Raw genomic sequence first — 16,701 nt, 5'->3', positions numbered from 1 at the left:
GTGGGTTAAGGCAGCAGCGCTTTTAGCGCCGCTCGCGCCTCGGGGGTAACATCGAGCGGGTGGCGGTAGCCGATGTTTTCAATCGCCCGGTTGTAGAGCGCGACCAGCCAGTCGTAGACGTAGCGGGTTGCGGCGTGTACCGGCTGATCGCCGAGACGCGTTAACCGCTCGCCGCCCACTTCAATCGGCGCGGTAGCAAAAATGGTGCTGCCTTTCTGCACGCGGCTGGCCGGGCGGCTCTCCGGCGGGAGATCGGCATAGCCGAGCCAGGCGACAAAGTTGCCAATGGCGGCATGAAGCTGCGCTGCGCAGGCGGTATCGCGCTGCATAATCTTCTGCAGGGTTTCCGGCAGACGCAGGCGGTAGCTGCTGATAATCACAATCTCGGCCATCTGGCGCAGCGTCGCCGGGCTGACGCCCAGGCGCACGGCATTGTCATCATCGCGGCTCCACTGGCGCACGTGGTTGACCCACAGCGCGTGCGCCTGCTGACCGACATCTTTCGCCATTGCCTGCGGCTCGGCGCTCTCAGCCGATTCAGCAAACAGATCGATCGACTCGTTAAACAGGCCGTTCACTTTCTCTTCACGCGGCTGCTGTACCTTCCAGAGCGTATCGAACTGCTGCATATCCGGCATCAATCCTTCCAGCAGTTCACCGTGGCGTGAAGCCTGAACCTGCAGTTCGCGCACCACGGACTCCGCCCGTTTACGCTGCTCATCCGCATCCTGTTCCGGGCTGACGACCCATGCCTGCAACAGATCGCGCAGGGCGCGTTGCTGGCGATCGCTCAGCGCTTTCAGCCGCTGCTGGCGCAGGGCGGGCGCGGTGGCTTGCGCCAGCCACTCGAGCAGACGCTGCAAACTGCTGGCATCCAGCGCCTGCAATGTGCCCCAGTGCTGGCCCGGTTTACCAATCAGTTGCTGGACGGTCTCATCCAGATTTTGCGCCAGCGTAAAGCGCGCATCCTGCGGCGTGATCGCCCAGACCAGCCCCGGCAGCGCCGACTCCTGGCCCGACTGGGTCTCTTTCACCCAGTTCAGCAGCGTGCGTGCGATTATCGCGGTCTCCGCGCGATCCAGCGTGGCGTTGCAGATCATCAACACATCCGGTTGCAGGCGCTGGCGGTAGTTCTCCAGCAGCCAGCGGCATTTGCTGCGCCACAACGGCTGGCCTTCACGCGGGCCGGGGGCGGGAATATCCAGAATATCGACGCCAGGTAACAGGCTGTTTTCCACCGGCAGTACTAGCTCGCGGGTGATCAGCGCCAGCGTGGCCAGCGGAATGCTGACGGCGTTTTGTAACTGCTCATTGGCCCACGGGTGGACTACGACTTCATCCTGGATCGCCTCTTCCTGCTCAACCGCCGGGGTTAAAAAGCCGTCGGTCGGCAGCGCGAAGGTATCTACCAGAATGCTCAGCGGTGCGGCGATCTCGGTGGCGTTACCGGTCTGGTGCAGGGTATGCGCAAGGGCAAACCACTGCTGGGTTAACTCTTGCTGTTCGCCCCACAGTAGCGACCAGGCGCTGGCGCGTGCGCTCAGATCAAGGGAGGGCAGCAGGGTGGCGAACTGATACCAGAGCGCATCATCCATCTGCTGCTGCGCGGCGGGTACCACCGAGCGCCAGAAGCGGGCGATAGCGCCAATCTCTTCGGCGGTGATCCCCGGCACAGCGTTAGGCTGGCGCAGCGCGCGCCATTTCGCGACCCGATCTTCAATTACCGCTTTATCAACCGCACGCAGGTCCGGCTGCTGATGCGCATGAGCGATAAACAGCTGGACCAGCTCCGCTTCGCTGAGAATGCGCAGGCAGAGCGGGAAACCCTCATCCATAAACGGCAGGCGCTGGCTAAAACGCAGCGCCATGCTGGTGAGGGCGTGGCCGGGGTTAATGTGGCTGAAGTAATCCAGCGTCTTTTCGCCGGGGCGCACATGCATGCGGCCATTGCCACTGCCGCACAGGGCGGCGAGCAGATGCGCTTTTGCCGCCTGCGAGCGACCATACAGCCCGACGGTGCAGGGAGCCTCAGCCACCTCCGCCAGCGCCTGTTCATCAGCCGCGGCAGCGGTAACGCGCGCCAGCAGAGCATCGGCGTCATCATCGAGCAGCGGTGAGTGCTGACGGTTGTTAGTGATCCATGCAGTTAAGGCTTGGGTGGTTTTTACGCTCGCACTCATTTCAGGTACACACTCCCGCTGTCGATCCAGTAATGGCTTCCGCTGTGTCGGCGGTCGGCCAGCGTATTCAATTTAAACGTTAACGCATCGGCAGGAACCGGGGTGCCATCCTGCAACCAGGCTTCACTCAGGGTAAACGCCTCCGGGCCGTGGTGTTTATTGCCGCCGCTAAACTGTAGCCGCACATTCAGCACCCCGTCACCGGCGATGGTTTTCGCCAGTTCTTGCGAGTTGATACTCAGCGTATAGAGCGGCGTGGCCGGCCAGCGGGCGTTCGCCAGCTGACGGAAACCGAGCGTCACATTGCCGCGCAGCGGGAAGTGCAGCCGCGCATCCAGCTTCGCGCCGGGTTTATCCAGATCGATATCGTGATACCAGATGTTCTCATCACGCAGGGTATTAACCACGTTATCCAGCACGCCGAGGTAGCGCACCGTCGAGTAGGCGCCAATATCCGCCGCTTTAAAGTTAAAGCGCGGCAGGCGCAGATCGAGCGCCAGGCTGCACAGCATCGCGCCAACGGCAGCGGTCGATTTCGGGTTACCGATTTTGCCCTGCTGGCTGAAGGGGTACCACTCATGCACGCGGTACTTATCCAGCCACACCATGCGGTTGACCGGCACCGGTTGCAGATGGCGAATCAGCGCCTGCACGCCCGGCAAGCAGCCCGGACGACCGGTAAGCAGCAGCACGTCGCAGCTATAGTGGCTGATCGCTTCGCACACCGCGTGCAGCGGGGCGGTGAGCGTAAACTGCCCGGCCAGCATCGCCTCCTGCAGATCGCGGAAGGTGATTTGTAGCGGTACCGACAGCACATCAAACTCCGCCGAACCGGCAGGCAGGGCATGATCAATCGCCTGCTTCAGGTAGTTCATCACGTTGCGCGTCGGCGTCTGCTTCAGCAGCTCGCCAAAGGTCGCATAAAGACCAGCCAGCGGATCGTTAATGTCGCTCTCTTCCCAGGCCGCCAGAATCGCATGGCCAACCGGCATAAAGAGTTGCAGGGTGGTTTGCTGGCGCAGCACCGCCTGGGTGTCGATACGCCCGGAGTCGCCAAACAGCGTCGCCATGATCGCCGCCGCGTCGGTAATGCCCGCTTTCTGCATATGTGTTTGCAGCGCAGGCAGCACGCAGCGCTGAATCACATCTAACAGAATGTCATCGCCCGCCACTTTAAACCCTTCACGGAAGAGTAACTGCGGGGTGATTTTGACATTGCTGCCGGTGCCGTCATCCAGTTGATAGTGGGTGATCGCCATATCGGTTGTGCCGCCGCCAATATCGACGGAGGCCACGCGCAGCGAGCGCCCCGGCACCGCGCCCGGCGCTTCGGTGCGATCCGGGCGGGCGAGAGAGGCAAAAAAGGTTTCGGTCTGCCCGGCAAAGCGGGAGATCGCTTCGTTATAGAGCCATACCAGTTGGCCGCAGCTCGCTTCGTCCCACTCCATCTGGATATAGGGCACCGGCACCACGCTCTTTTCCTGCTGCTTACGCTGGGCAAAATCCTCATCCTGCGGATGCCAGCCCATCGCTTTCCACACCAGGGCAATCGCTTCAAACATGCGGCGGCGGAAGATCTCGCGCTCCTGCTTCGGCATCGCCGACGGCAGGGTGAGAATAATGGTGCGCAGCTGGCGCGGCGAAGCCGGGAAGCCAAGGCGCAGGCGGGTCGCGACGCTATTGATCTGCCCGAGCGCCTGCGAGAGCAGCTCGCACAACATATGGGTCATCAGCGTGCTGCGGCTGTACTGCGGCGAGAAGACCGGCAGACGCTCATCAAGCGGCAGGCTATAGAGCGGCTGGCCTTCGTCATTCATCAGATTCATCAGCGGGAAGGCGGTCGCCAGCGGTTCACGCTGGGTTTTGCTGTTCATCTGGCTGAAACGCCAGTCCTGCAACACCGGGGTTTCATCCCACAGATAGCGACGCGGGCTGGAGATGCCGCTGTTGCCTTCGGTACCGATACGCTGCATTGCCAGCTTGCGTGCTTCATCGCCGACGCGGACGATCGACGGCCAGATAAAGGCATCTTCACGTCCGCTTTCGACAGAAAAGTGCTGCTTGCCGAAGCGCGCTTCAGAAAACTCAAGCCGGCTGGTAAACAGCGGCTCGTTAAGAAATTGTGGCTCGCTGAGCGAGCGGACTTGCAGTTCAGCGGTCTGTCGCAGGCCATCGTTGGCGTCGCCATGATCTTCAATAATCACGCCGCAGGTGTGCGTATTGCCCACATCGAGGATGAGATCGACCGGAATAGCCGGTGTGCTGAGCGTATGGGTGACGATTTTCACTTCCGGCACCTGAATCTGCATGCCGAGCAGCGACATCACGTTCAGCCAGTGCGCCTGGTACTCAAAACCGCGCAGGGCCTGGTGGATTTCGCGCTCGCTGCGGCTTTCATGCTGGGTAATAAAGTGCAAAAACGCTTCGCGCAGCCAGCCATCAACCCACGTCTGATCGAGAAAATCGGCCACTTCATCATCGCGCCAGGCGAGCGAAAAGCGGGTGCCGTTGAGAATGTCATTCTCCTGCGGCGCAAGGGCGGCGGGCGAGTTGCCGTTGATCTGGCTGTCGAGAGCCAGCGCCACGCGGTGCGTGTTTCCGGCGCTGTCCGGCTCGGGAAGTTTGCGGATCTGCACGCGCGCCCAGTTATCCGGGCCTTCAACGAAGGTGCGCGGCGGGTTGAAGCGCAGAAACGGGATCGGCAACCAGACGCCGTCGAGGATCGACAGGGAGTATTGCAGCGGGTGAGTGCTCTCGGGTTTGACCACTTCCGGCTGACCGCCGTCGCGGTTGGGCAGGGTGTAACGCTCATTCACCACGTCGAAATCGAGGCGCAGCAGCGGCCCGTTCGCGGTTTTACGCACAAAACGGCCGCTGTTCGCCGAGTCCTGTGGCGTCAGGCCGAAATCGAGAAACTGCACGCCGCTATTGGCGATCAGCGTGACGCTCTGTTTGTAGTCGCAAAGATTAACCAACATAAATCAATCACCTGTGTTTCTGAACGTCACCGGAACGGTGGTTTTTGCGTCAAAACGCGCGCTGCACTCCGCCACGTCGTTGGTGCCTGCTTTACAGGAAATATCCGGCATCGGGTAGCGCGTCCCGTCGCTGCAACGCGCATTACCGCGGCTCTTGATCAGCAACTCGCCCGTCTGATGCAGGCCGGAGAAGAGATCGGCGCGACAGGTGACGTTCTTGCCCATCACAATGCGGGCGCTGCCTTTATTATTCTGAATCTGATAACGCACGTTCGGCGCTTTGCCTGTGACCGGATCTTTAATATCCATCGCCAGTCGCCAGCTGCCGTTGAGGAATTTGGTCGAGCCCATTTTGACCTGCTGGGCATCCATCACCATGGCGCCTTTCGGGATCGGCATAATTACCACCGGCTCGTTTTCCGCCGGTTTCTCTGCCGGGGCTTTCTCTTCAGCCGGTAATACCGCGGCCTGGTGCAGCGGCAGGTTGGCGGAAAGCGCCGGGATCGGTTCTGCCTCAATCGGCTTCGGTGCAATGGCGACCGGTTTTGCCTGCTCGGCAACCGGCGCGGAAGCGGTTTCTGCCTTCTGCTGCTGTTGTTTGAGCACAACCGGCACGGCAACGGCGGCGGCGACAGCGGCCGCTATCGGCAGCAGCCACAGCGCGGTGCGGCGACGTTTTTTCGTTTTCGGTGCGGGCGCGGCGGCAGGTTCTTTTGCCGGAGCAGGCTCCTGATCGGCATCCTGCACCGCCTGATAGATCGGCGCGACATTCACTGGCTGCGGTTTAACCGGCGGCGGCGGGGTAGTTAAGAGCGGAGCATCGGCCTGGCTGAAGCTCGCTTCCGCTGCAGGTTCACTCTGCGCTTCTTTTTCCGGCTCTGGCTCAGGTTGCGGCTCGGGCTCCGGTTCCGGTTCGATCACAATCTCCGGCACTTCCGGCTCAGGCTCGTAGAGGCACTCAAGCACGTTTTCGCGCGCGCTTTCATTAAGATTGACGAAGCCCCAGAAGGTGATGACCGGTTTGCCATCAACGAGGAAAACATGGTTTTCGCCGGGGAATTGCAGCGCTTTTTCCAGCAGCGAACCGAAGAGTTGCTGGGCGGTTTTGGGCGACTGCATACATTTACGGCTCAGGGCGGCCGCGCTATCAAGCGTGCTTTCGAGGAAACGCAGGGCGCGGGCGCGCGCCTCCGGCTCAGCCGCTTTCCACGAGCGGGATTGACCGTCGATGGGCGAGTACCAGTCGACACGATCGCCTTCATCATTAACCTGCGGTATTGCCAGGCAATCCACTAACGCCTGCTGTTTACGCAGACGCAGCGCTTCCCGAATTTGTAGTGCCGAATCGAATACGGCCTGACCGCCGCCGCCAACGGCCTGGAAATCATCCAGATCGCCGCTGCGCAAGAGTGTTTTTGCCACGTTTTCATCCCATAGACTTCTTCACGCGTCTACTATACGCGTTCCCGTCGCCAGTAAAAGGCAGAGGAAAGCGCAAAACCATTGAATTCTCGACGCATTGAGCGCATCGAGACCTTATGACGGTCAAAATACGCCCTACAGTAAATTTTCTTATTAAGCATGGTGGATATTTCAGCAAAAACAACCGCTTTAGCATAACTTGATAGAGATTGGTTATTTGCCAGTTCGCCCGGCCTGTGCTGAGATTACCACTCCATATAAAAAAAGAAGGCTCCTGCACATGACCACAGGGAAAACACTGCTCGCGCTGGCGTTGAGCACACTCTTACCGGCAAGCGCCGCGTTTGCGGCTTCCAACGACACACTGATCTACTGCTCCGAAGCCTCCCCGGAGTCTTTCAACCCGCAGATTGCCAGCTCCGGCCCGTCGTTTGTCGCCAGCTCGCAGGTGCTCTATAACCGCCTTGTCACCTTCGATCCGGTGAAAAATACTCCGGTGCCGTCGCTGGCGACAGAGTGGAAAGTCTCCGACGATGGCAAAACCTGGACCTTTACGCTGCGCCAGGGCGTTAAATTCAACAGCAACAAATATTTCAAACCGACGCGCGACTTTAACGCCGATGACGTGATCTTCTCCGTCATGCGCCAGATGGATGCTAAACATCCGTACCACAACGTCTCAAAAGGCAACTACGAATACTTCACCGATGTCGGGCTGGATAAGCTGATTAAAGAGGTGAAGAAGGTCGATGATTACCACGTTCAGTTCGTGCTCAATGAACCGAACGCCGCCTTCCTTGCCGACTGGGGCATGGATTTTGCCTCGATTCTTTCGGCCGAGTATGCCGACGCGATGCTGAAAAAAGGCACGCCGGAAAATGTTGATAACTGGCCAATCGGAACCGGCCCCTACGCGTTGCAGCAGTACAAAACCGATGCGCTGATTCGCTATATCGCTAACCCGAACTACTGGGATGGCCCGGTGCCGACTAAGCACCTGATCTTCTCCATCACTCCGGATGTGCAGACGCGTCTGGCAAAACTGCAAACCAATGAGTGCCAGATTATTCCCGCCCCGGCACCGGTGCAGTTTGAGCAGATCAAAAAGAATAAGGATTTGACTCTGCATACGGTTGAAGCGCTGAACGTCGGCTATCTGGCGTTTAATACCGAGAAAAAACCGTTTGATAAAGTGCTGGTGCGCCAGGCCCTGAACTACGCCACCGATAAAAAAGCGATTGTGAATGCGGTGTTCCTGGGTTCAGCCAGCGTGGCGAAATCGCCGCTGCCGCCAAATATGCTCGGCTACAACAAAGACCTGCCGGAGTACAGCTACGATCCGGAGAAAGCGAAAGCACTGCTGAAGCAGGCGGGGCTGGAGAAGGGCTTTGAAGCGACGCTCTGGTCAATGCCGGTGCAGCGCCCCTATAACCCGAATTCGCGCCGTATCGCCGAGATGATCCAGAGCGACTGGGCAAAAGTGGGCGTCAAAGCGAAGATTGTCTCCTACGAGTGGGGCGAGTATCTTTCCGGCATGCGTAAAGGTGAGCACGACACCGCGCTGTTTGGCTGGATGTCCGATAACGGCGATCCCGATAACTTCGCCGATACGCTGCTCGGCTGTGACAGCGTGAAGACCGGCTCCAACGCCGCGCGCTGGTGTGACAAGCCTTACGACGATCTGGTGAAAAAAGCGAAGCTGGTGAGCGATCCGGCCGAGCGAGCGAAACTCTACGGCCAGGCGCAGGATATTTTCTATAAGCAGGCACCGTGGATCCCGCTGGCAAACGGCATAACCTTCTACGCGACGCGCAGCAACGTCACCGGCTACAGCGTCAGCCTGATGGGCAGTGATTTTTCCAAAGCGAAGCTGAATTAAGGAGAGGGTATGTCACATCTTGATGAGGTTACCGCCCGCGTCGACGCCGCCATTGCCGACGGGGCAATTATCGGCATGAACGAGCTGCTGGTTATCCTGAGCGATGATGGCGAACTGAGCCGCGACGCGCGTTACGAACAGCAGCAGCGCCTGCGTAACGCCATCGCCCATCATGGACGCCAGCATAAAGAGGATGCGGAAGCGCGGCGCGAGCAGCTCACCAAAGGTGGCGAGATTCTCTGATTGTGCGCTGAAAAAACGGGCCAAATGGCCCGTTTTTTTTATTCCTCAAAACTGTCGCCGGGCGACCAGCCAGGCGCCGATCACCAGTAACACCGCGCCGCACACCGGGCCAATCAATGCCCGCAGCGCCACGCCTTCGCTCTTCACCACATCCATCACCAGTCCGCCAATAAGCTGGCTGGCGATCAGCACGGCGATAGTGGTCGCCGCGCCGACGTTTTGATAGCCGCTGATGCTGGCGAAAACAAAAAAGGAGCCGAGCAGGCCGGGGATCAGCGTCCACCATTTGACGCTGCCAACCAGCTCCTGAAAACCGCCGACGCCCTGTTTGATCAAAAGAATAGAGACAAACAGCACAATGCCGACCAGCGAGTTGAGCAGCATGGCGATCAGAATGGTGGAGGAGGACTGGGTAATGCGCACCATCAGCGTGTTCTGGATAACCAGCCCAATACCGGCGGCAACCAGAAAAGCGAGGGTCAGCGACTGGTTCATACCGCCGCGTCCGGATCGCTGCGGTTATCGAGCTGAAGCTGCATAAAGGTGAGATCCAGCCAGCGGCCAAACTTGGTGCCGACCTGCGGCATCTGCCCGGTAATGGTAAAGCCAAGCTTTTGGTGCAGATGAATCGACCCCTGATTTTGCGCTTCGATACCGGCAACCATCACATGTTTACCGATGCGCTTCGCTTCCTCAATCAGCCGCTCCATCAGCGCCAGGCCAAGGCCTTTGCCCTGGTGTTCCGGATGGACATAGACCGAGTGTTCAACCGTGTGGCGAAAGCCGTCGAACGCGCGCCAGTCGCCGAAGGAGGCGTAGCCCGTGACAACGCCATTTTCTTCGCTCACAATCACCGGATAGCCGAGCAGGGCGCGCGCCTCAAACCACGCAATGCGGTTATCGGCATCCACCGTTTGATCATTCCAGATCGCCGCCGTGTTAATCACGGCGTGGTTATAAATAGCGGCAATCGCCGCGCAATCCTCTTTCACGGCATAACGAATCGACATGGTTGAACCCCTGATCTGTACACTATAGTATGACGTTATGAATACTATCTCAGACAATATAAATCAACGGATCAGTGCGCGAATTCGCCTTGAGCGCGAGTCGCGCGGCTGGTCGCTGACGGAACTTGCCGAACGCGCGGGCGTATCGCGGGCGATGATCCATAAAATCGAGCGGGCAGAGAGCAGCCCAACGGCAACGCTGCTGGCGCGCATCTGCGGTGCGTTTGCTATCAGCATGTCGACATTGATTGCCCGCGCGGAGATGCAGGAGGGTAAGCTGCTGCGCTTCGCCAGCCAACCGGTGTGGCGCGATCCGCAAACCCATTATCTGCGCCGCCATGTCTCGCCGCGCAGCGACCTGCCGATCGATCTGGTGCAGATTGAGCTGCCGCCCGGCAGCGATATCCCGATGCCTGCCTCCTCTTATGCGCTGGCACGCCAGCTTATCTGGTTACAGGAAGGCAGCCTGGTGTTTCTTGAAGGCGAGACGCGCCATGAGATGCAGCCTGGGGATTGTCTGGAATTGGGCCCGCCGAACGACTGCCGATTTATCAACGAAACCCTTGCGCCGTGCCGCTATCTGGTGGTGCGCCTCAATCATGCCGCCACGTAATACCAACGCGCGGGCGGCGTTAACCGTCTACTATCATTAGTCAGTCCATACTGCACAGGAGAGCAAAATGAACCAACATTCACACCGCAACCGCCGCTGGGTACTGGCTTCGCGTCCGCATGGCGCGCCAACCACAGAGAATTTCCGGCTGGAGGAGGATGAGGTCGCCTCACCGGGCGAAGGCCAGGTGCTGCTGCGCACGGTCTATCTCTCCCTCGACCCCTATATGCGCGGACGCATGAGCGACGCGCCATCCTACTCGCCGCCAGTAAAAATCGGTGAAGTGATGTGCGGCGGCACCGTCAGCCGCGTCGTCAAATCCCAGCACCCGGACTTCGCCGAGGGCGACTGGGTTCTCGCCGGCAGCGGCTGGCAGGATTACGACATCGCCAGCGGTGACGATCTGGTGAAACTCGACAGCACCATTCCGCACCCCTCCTGGGCGCTGGGGATCCTTGGTATGCCGGGCTTTACCGCCTATATGGGTTTGCTGGATATCGGCCAGCCGAAAGAGGGCGAAACGCTGGTCGTCGCCGCAGCAACCGGGCCGGTTGGCGCAACGGTTGGTCAGATTGGCAAAATCAAAGGTTGTCGCGTGGTAGGTGTTGCGGGCGGTAGCGAGAAGTGTCGTCATGCCGTGGAGGTGCTCGGTTTTGATGAGTGTATCGATCACCATGCCGACGACTTTAGCGACCGTCTGGCGAAGGCCTGCCCGCAGGGCATCGATATTTACTATGAGAACGTCGGCGGCAAAGTATTCGATGCCGTGCTGCCGTTATTAAATACCTCTGCGCGCATTCCGCTCTGTGGTCTGGTGAGCGGTTATAACGCTACCGACCTTCCGGAAGGCCCGGATCGCGTTCCATTATTAATGGCGACGATTCTGAAGAAGCGTATTCGGTTGCAGGGGTTTATTATCATGCAGGATTATGGTCACCGGCTGCATGAATTCCAGCAGGAGATGGCAAGCTGGCTGAAACAGGATCGCATTCATTACCGCGAGCAGGTAACGGAGGGTCTTGAGCAGGCACCAGAGGCGTTTATAGGCTTACTGGAAGGGAAAAACTTCGGTAAAGTTGTGGTAAAAGTAGCCTCAGAAAACTAAATAAAAAAATGGCGGTAAAAACCGCCATTTTAAATTGGGCATTTCTGTGAAAAACAGCTTTAATTATACATGCATAAGGAATTGTTGACCTTGTGGAGGCAGTTCCTGGTGGTCGTGCATAATAAATAACTTTTTGTTCTAACTTTACGCAATCATCCAATACCAGGCATGCACTTATAAAATATATCTTTAGGCATAACCATATGGACACGCTACCAGGCTGAGAAAATAAAGAATTTATACAGGATGCAAACATGCTTGATTTGGAGAAAGCGCAGCGAACGAGTCTCACCATGCAGGTCGAGGCAAGTTTAAAGAGTGCGCTTATTGTCGGAGCCCTGAGACCCGGCGCCCGGCTTATCACGAAGGAAATCGCCGATCAGCTGGGTACGAGCATTACACCGGTTCGTGAAGCGTTACTGCGATTGGTTTCCGCAGGCGCGCTGCACGCCACACCGGCGCAGGCTTTTCTCGTGCCGGAGGTCAGTGCGGAACGCTATAACGAAATTAATCAGATTCGTAAAAACCTCGAAGGCATGGCCGCGCGAGCCGCCAGCCAGAACATGACCAGCGATAAGCTGCGTGAGCTGCGCACGCTGGCAATTAATGTTGATGAAGCGATGAAAAGCGGCAACACCGAGCAGGCGTTACAGGCCAACCGCGTGTTTCGTTTTAGCGTCTATGCCCACGCTGGCATGCCGACGCTCAGCGCTTTAATTGAGCAGCTATGGGTGCGAATTGGCCCTTGCTATAACTACTTATATCCATCATCTGAACACCTGATGCGCGTGCAGCATTATCACGATCTGCTCTGTGCATTAGAAGAGGGTGATGCTTTTGCCAGTGAGCGTGCCGTCTGGCGAGCAATTGACGAAGGCTCAACTATCGTGCACAGACAGTTTGAACGCTAAGTGATAATTCACTGACTCGATAATTCATGAAAAATATTGATGCACCCCGGTAATAATTTGCGAATGGGGCGCATCAATATCACACTTTTAATCTATAACCTCCCCGCAACCTGAATCTGCTTATTTTCCTGCCGATAACTTGTCGCGTGCGCAGTCGGGCACTCACTATGGACGTTAGACAAGGGGAAAAAATGTCAATTAGCCAACGGGTAAGCAATATAAAAATTAGTCGAAAGCTGTCGGTCGGATTTGGTGTGGTTCTTTTTCTGGTCGCGTTTGCCACCATTCTCAGCGTGCTGCGTTTTAAAGAAATTCGCGATGTCTATGTAAAAACAAATTTGATGTACAACATCAATATTGAAGTATTCCAGGCAAAAATTAACCGCCTTAAATATTTTTATGCCGATGATAAATCAGGCCAGGTGATGGCGAACTATGTTCGTCACGCCTCCGAACTGACCGCCAGCGCCGACGCGCTCAGCTGGTCAAGCAACGAACGTAAAATCATTGATGATGTCGCCCGCAATTTAGCAACCTTTCAGGCCAGCATTGGCGAGATGCAAAAAGCGACCGGCGATCTGCGCGCCTTGCGTGAAAGCCTCGATAAACTGAGCACGGAAGATCTCTCCGCTCGCTATACCACGCTGGTACGTACCCCGGTGGCCGACCCGGCGGTGATGGCACAAATCTATGAGCAGCTCTTTGCCATCAGCAGCGTGCGCGATGCGGCGCTGGTCGTGCGTTACAGCCCGGATGCAGCCACGCGCGATCGCCTTGAGCAGCAGTTCGCCGCCACCGCAAGCCACGTGCAGGCGCTGAACAGCCAGTTGCCGGGCGAACTGCAAGCCCCGTTACAGGCCATCTGGGACAACACCGTCAGCTATCGCACCCAGGCGCTGAATTACTTTACCGCCTGGCAGGCACTGAAAGCGGCGGAAGATAAAGTCAAAGTGGGCGGCGACGCCAGCAGCGCCTCACTGCGCGACATTATCGCGCTAGTGAAAGCGCACAACGAAGAGCTGGCCTACACCTCCAGTTCAATTACCGCCGTTACCGGCGCGATTGCCATTATGCTCGGCATGCTGGTCTCCTGGTGGGTGATTCGTCAGATCACCCGGCCAGTGCACCGCAACCTGGCGCTGGCGGAACGCATTGCCAGCGGCGACCTGAGCTCACAAATCCGCGCGCAAAGCCGCGACGAGCTGGGGCAGTTAACCGGCGCGATGGGGCGGATGAATGACCGGCTGCGCGATATGATCCATGAAGTGCGTAACAGCGTTACGCAGCTCTCCCGCGCGGCAACCGAGATTGCCGATGGCAACACCGATCTCTCCTCCCGCACCGAACAGCAGGCTGCCGCCGTGGTGCAAACCGCCGCCAGCATGGAGCAGTTAACGGCCACGGTGAAAAACAACGCCGATAATGCGCGCAACGCCAGCAGCCTGGCCGCGCAGGCGTCGAAAACGGCCAGCGAAGGCGGCACGGTGATGCGCCAGGTGGTGGATACCATGGGCGATATCAACACCAGCTCAAATAAGATTGCCGACATTACCGCGGTGATTAACAGCATTGCCTTTCAGACCAATATCCTGGCGCTGAACGCGGCGGTGGAAGCGGCAAGAGCGGGCGAGCAGGGGCGCGGTTTTGCGGTGGTTGCCGGTGAAGTTCGTAGCTTGTCGCAGCGCAGCTCGCAGGCGGCGAAAGATATTGAACAGCTGATCAACGAATCGGTTTCGCGCATTAATATCGGCAGCAAACTGGTGGTTAAAGCGGGCGAGACGATGGATCAGGTGGTGCAGTCCGTCACGCGCGTCAACGATATTATGGGCGAGATCTCCTCCGCTTCCGAAGAGCAGAGCCGCGGCATTGAGCAGATTGCCCGCGCGGTCGGCGAGCTGGACAGCACCACCCAGCAGAACGCCTCGCTGGTGAGCGAATCCTCCTCCGCCGCGGGTTCGCTGGAGGAGCAGGCGCGCCTGCTGGAAGAGCTGGTTGCCGCCTTCCGCCTCGCCAGTGATGAGGCAAAACCGGCGAAGGTTAAGGGCGGTAAAAGCACACTAGTGCCGCCAAAACCGCGTGCAGCGGCGCTCGCTGAAGAGGGCTGGACCACATTTTAATGGCCTGAAGAGATAAAAAAGCCCGGCGCATGATGGCCGGGCTTTTTATTGCCTGCGGTGTGGCTTAATTAAACTGGTAGGCCACCGATAAGCCAACGCCGTAGTTACGCCCCGGAGCCGGTTCGTAGTAACGGTTATTGGATTCGTTGACGATCACCGACCCGACATAGTTACGGTCGAAGAGGTTATCGACGCGGCCAAAGAGATCCATCATCCAGTTGCCGTAGTTGAACTTATACCCGGTATTCAGCCCGGCGACGGTGTAGGAGGGGGCTTTGGCGCTGTTCTCATCATTAGCCATGATGTTGCTCATATAACGCACATCCGCGCCAGCGTACCAGCCTTCCTCCGGCATCCAGCCCAGTGAAGCAAAGCCCATATTACGCGCGATGCCCGGAATGCGGTTGCCTTCGCAGGACGCGTCACCACACACTTCGCTGCGGTAGGTTGCGTCCAGCCAGGTCCAGGCCGCTTTCGCACGCCAGTTACCGGCGAACTGCTGATCGACAGAGAGTTCAACGCCCTGGCGACGCGTTTTCCCGGCGTTTTTATAGCTGGTGCGTCCGCCGCTGCTGCTGTCGGCAACAATTTCATTATCGGTATCGGTGCGGAACAGCGCCGCCGTCAGCAGACCGTTACCGATGCGGGTTTTGCTGCCGATCTCCAGCGTGTCGTTAGTAGCCGGTTTCAGCGCGAAGTTCAGCCCGCTCTGATCGCCGGAGCGGTAAGAGAGTTCGTTGATAGTCGGCGTTTCGAAACCGCGTCCGGCGGCGGTATAGATATTCCACGCCGGGGTGACTGCATATTTCAGCGAGGCGGCCGGGAGCCACTTGTGGTAGCTCGCATCACCGCTGTCATCGCCATTCTGCGCGGTCACATAGTGGTCGTTGGAGTCAAACCAGACCGAGCTGTAGCGCACGCCCGCATCCAGCGACAGTTTCTCGGTAAGCTGCCAGGCGGTTTGCAGATAGGGATCGACGTTCCACATCAGGTTGCGCTCGTTACGGCGCAGGTTGCCTTTCTGCCCATACTCCGGCGTGATGCCATTCATGATGAAGTTTTCATAGCCTTTACGCTCTTCACTCATGTTTTCGTAGTTCAGACCGGCGGTGAAGGTCATCGGCACGCCCAGCTCGCCTTTGTGCGTCCAGCGCGTATCAATGCCCTGATAGTGGCGGCTCAGGTTGATCACTCCGCCAGCGTGGGTCGGTTTGAGCTGCGGCGCGCGGGGAATCGACTGATACTGTGTGGTTTCACGCTCACCGGCATACATCATCACGCTCAGATCGTCGCGCTCGGTCAGTTGACGCTCATAGCGCAGGCCCGCCTGGGTCTGTTTGATGGTTTTACGCGTGTGAAACGCATCGGCGCGCGGCGACTGGCGCGGATTGGCCCGCCACTCTTCGCGGCTCAGCCCGCCCGCATCGTCCGCTTTAATATCAACGCTGTTAAAGATGAGGTTCAGCTTGCTGGCCTCATCAATGCGCACGCCCAGTTTGGCGTTAGCCAGATTTTTACGCGCGCCGCTGCGGTCGCGATAGCCGTGGGTAACAAAGCGGGTGGTCGAGGCGGTGTAATCCACATCGCCCGCGTGGGTGCCGTCGCCCATGGCGCCGGTGGCTTTCATACCATAGCGCCAGCTGCCAAAGCTACCGTAATAGCTGCTCGCTTCGACGGTGGCCGGTTCGCGCCCGGTCTGCGTCGTCACGTTCATCACGCCGCCGGAGGCATTACCGTAGAGGGCAGAGAAGGGGCCGCGCAGCACATCAATATGCTCAACGCTGTTGAGATCGATATTCGAGGTCTGCCCCTGGCCATCCGGCATGGTGGCGGGAATACCATCGACATAGAGGCGAATGCCGCGCACGCCATAGGTGGAACGCGAGCCAAACCCGCGAATGGAGAGTTGCAGATCCTGGGCGTAGTTCTGTCGGTTCTGCACCTGCAACCCCGGCACGCTGCCCATTGATTCAGAGAGGTTCACGCGCGGCGCGGCCTGGCGAATATCATCGCCCTGAACCACGCTGACCGCAGCGGGGCTATCAAGCTCCGAGACCGCCTGCGGCGCAGCGCTGACGATCATGGTTTGTTCACCAGAGGCCGCCCAGGCGGAGGTAGAGAGTGCAACAGGCAGCAGCAAAACGGGCAGCGTGACCTTTGTAACTGAAATGATTTTCATGACGGAACCGAGTTGAAAGAGGAGCAAAAAAAGAAAAATGCGGCAACATGTTAATGGATATGTA

The 16,701-nt window shown here is 58.2% G+C and carries 12 protein-coding genes; 6 read left to right on the top strand and 6 right to left on the bottom strand.

Annotated features, from left to right (window positions below; translation table 11 throughout):
* Positions 1 to 5 precede the first annotated feature (5 nt).
* Genes IAE50_RS10060 through IAE50_RS10050 form a run of 3 tightly spaced genes read right to left on the bottom strand, consistent with a single transcriptional unit; the run spans position 6 to position 6,580 of the window.
* Positions 6 to 2,180, bottom strand: a complete 2,175-nt coding sequence (locus IAE50_RS10060) for a virulence factor SrfC family protein (protein ID WP_200580182.1) — start codon at positions 2,178 to 2,180, stop codon at positions 6 to 8.
* Complete coding sequence (locus IAE50_RS10055; protein ID WP_200580181.1) at positions 2,177 to 5,158, bottom strand: virulence factor SrfB; 2,982 nt, start codon at positions 5,156 to 5,158, stop codon at positions 2,177 to 2,179. The genes IAE50_RS10060 and IAE50_RS10055 overlap by 4 nt, the downstream gene beginning before the upstream one ends.
* A 3-nt stretch (positions 5,159 to 5,161) precedes the next feature.
* Entirely contained in the window at positions 5,162 to 6,580 is a 1,419-nt protein-coding gene (locus IAE50_RS10050; RefSeq protein WP_200133553.1) for an SrfA family protein, read from the bottom strand.
* 280 nt (positions 6,581 to 6,860) lie between these two features.
* Between IAE50_RS10050 and IAE50_RS10045 the strand changes: the two genes are divergently transcribed.
* Both IAE50_RS10045 and IAE50_RS10040 read left to right on the top strand, forming a co-directional pair.
* Positions 6,861 to 8,459 (top strand): ABC transporter substrate-binding protein, encoded by a 1,599-nt coding sequence (locus tag IAE50_RS10045; protein WP_200580180.1) that lies wholly within the window; start codon positions 6,861 to 6,863, stop codon positions 8,457 to 8,459.
* A gap of 9 nt (positions 8,460 to 8,468) precedes the next feature.
* Positions 8,469 to 8,702: a YdcY family protein gene (locus tag IAE50_RS10040; RefSeq protein ID WP_200580179.1), complete on the top strand. Its 234-nt coding sequence runs from the start codon at positions 8,469 to 8,471 to the stop codon at positions 8,700 to 8,702.
* Between the two features lie 45 nt (positions 8,703 to 8,747).
* Here the strand turns inward: IAE50_RS10040 and IAE50_RS10035 are convergent, their stop codons facing one another.
* Together IAE50_RS10035 and IAE50_RS10030 are read right to left on the bottom strand one after the other, a co-directional pair.
* Entirely contained in the window at positions 8,748 to 9,197 is a 450-nt protein-coding gene (locus IAE50_RS10035; protein ID WP_200133551.1) for a DMT family transporter, read from the bottom strand.
* Positions 9,194 to 9,712 (bottom strand): GNAT family N-acetyltransferase, encoded by a 519-nt coding sequence (locus IAE50_RS10030; protein ID WP_200580178.1) that lies wholly within the window; start codon positions 9,710 to 9,712, stop codon positions 9,194 to 9,196. The genes IAE50_RS10035 and IAE50_RS10030 overlap by 4 nt, the downstream gene beginning before the upstream one ends.
* A gap of 37 nt (positions 9,713 to 9,749) precedes the next feature.
* Here IAE50_RS10030 and IAE50_RS10025 point away from each other — a divergent pair, with 37 nt between their 5' ends.
* From IAE50_RS10025 to IAE50_RS10010, 4 genes are all read left to right on the top strand, one after another.
* Entirely contained in the window at positions 9,750 to 10,325 is a 576-nt protein-coding gene (locus IAE50_RS10025; RefSeq protein WP_023478637.1) for an XRE family transcriptional regulator, read from the top strand.
* Between the two features lie 67 nt (positions 10,326 to 10,392).
* The gene (locus tag IAE50_RS10020) at positions 10,393 to 11,430 is read left to right on the top strand and encodes an NADP-dependent oxidoreductase (RefSeq protein ID WP_139568955.1); all 1,038 of its coding nucleotides are present in this window, start codon (positions 10,393 to 10,395) and stop codon (positions 11,428 to 11,430) included.
* A 254-nt stretch (positions 11,431 to 11,684) separates the two neighbouring features.
* Positions 11,685 to 12,341: a GntR family transcriptional regulator gene (locus IAE50_RS10015; protein ID WP_042716634.1), complete on the top strand. Its 657-nt coding sequence runs from the start codon at positions 11,685 to 11,687 to the stop codon at positions 12,339 to 12,341.
* 191 nt (positions 12,342 to 12,532) lie between these two features.
* Complete coding sequence (locus IAE50_RS10010; protein WP_200580177.1) at positions 12,533 to 14,458, top strand: methyl-accepting chemotaxis protein; 1,926 nt, start codon at positions 12,533 to 12,535, stop codon at positions 14,456 to 14,458.
* A 64-nt stretch (positions 14,459 to 14,522) separates the two neighbouring features.
* Here IAE50_RS10010 and pqqU read toward each other — a convergent pair whose 3' ends face one another.
* Positions 14,523 to 16,637 carry a TonB-dependent receptor PqqU gene (gene pqqU, locus IAE50_RS10005; protein ID WP_200580176.1) on the bottom strand — a complete coding sequence of 705 codons (2,115 nt, stop codon included), beginning with the start codon at positions 16,635 to 16,637 and terminating at the stop codon, positions 14,523 to 14,525.
* Between the last annotated feature and the right edge of the window lie 64 nt (positions 16,638 to 16,701).

This window comes from Kosakonia sp. S42 (genome assembly GCF_016624785.1).
In the GTDB taxonomy this organism is placed as follows: domain Bacteria; phylum Pseudomonadota; class Gammaproteobacteria; order Enterobacterales; family Enterobacteriaceae; genus Kosakonia; species Kosakonia cowanii.
The sequence above is the reverse complement of the archived record's forward strand: the minus strand, read 5'-3'. Positions and strand labels throughout refer to the sequence as shown.

What these genes read in the sequence shown, in the direction of transcription:
- IAE50_RS10020 (WP_139568955.1), top strand. Translation starts at nt 10,393, where the DNA reads ATGAACCAACATTCACACCGCAACCGCCGCTGGGTACTGGCTTCGCGT.
- IAE50_RS10010 (WP_200580177.1), top strand. Translation starts at nt 12,533, where the DNA reads ATGTCAATTAGCCAACGGGTAAGCAATATAAAAATTAGTCGAAAGCTG.
- IAE50_RS10015 (WP_042716634.1), top strand. Translation starts at nt 11,685, where the DNA reads ATGCTTGATTTGGAGAAAGCGCAGCGAACGAGTCTCACCATGCAGGTC.
- IAE50_RS10060 (WP_200580182.1), bottom strand. Translation starts at nt 2,180, where the DNA reads ATGAGTGCGAGCGTAAAAACCACCCAAGCCTTAACTGCATGGATCACT.
- IAE50_RS10055 (WP_200580181.1), bottom strand. Translation starts at nt 5,158, where the DNA reads ATGTTGGTTAATCTTTGCGACTACAAACAGAGCGTCACGCTGATCGCC.
- IAE50_RS10030 (WP_200580178.1), bottom strand. Translation starts at nt 9,712, where the DNA reads ATGTCGATTCGTTATGCCGTGAAAGAGGATTGCGCGGCGATTGCCGCT.
- IAE50_RS10025 (WP_023478637.1), top strand. Translation starts at nt 9,750, where the DNA reads ATGAATACTATCTCAGACAATATAAATCAACGGATCAGTGCGCGAATT.
- IAE50_RS10045 (WP_200580180.1), top strand. Translation starts at nt 6,861, where the DNA reads ATGACCACAGGGAAAACACTGCTCGCGCTGGCGTTGAGCACACTCTTA.
- IAE50_RS10035 (WP_200133551.1), bottom strand. Translation starts at nt 9,197, where the DNA reads ATGAACCAGTCGCTGACCCTCGCTTTTCTGGTTGCCGCCGGTATTGGG.
- pqqU (WP_200580176.1), bottom strand. Translation starts at nt 16,637, where the DNA reads ATGAAAATCATTTCAGTTACAAAGGTCACGCTGCCCGTTTTGCTGCTG.
- IAE50_RS10040 (WP_200580179.1), top strand. Translation starts at nt 8,469, where the DNA reads ATGTCACATCTTGATGAGGTTACCGCCCGCGTCGACGCCGCCATTGCC.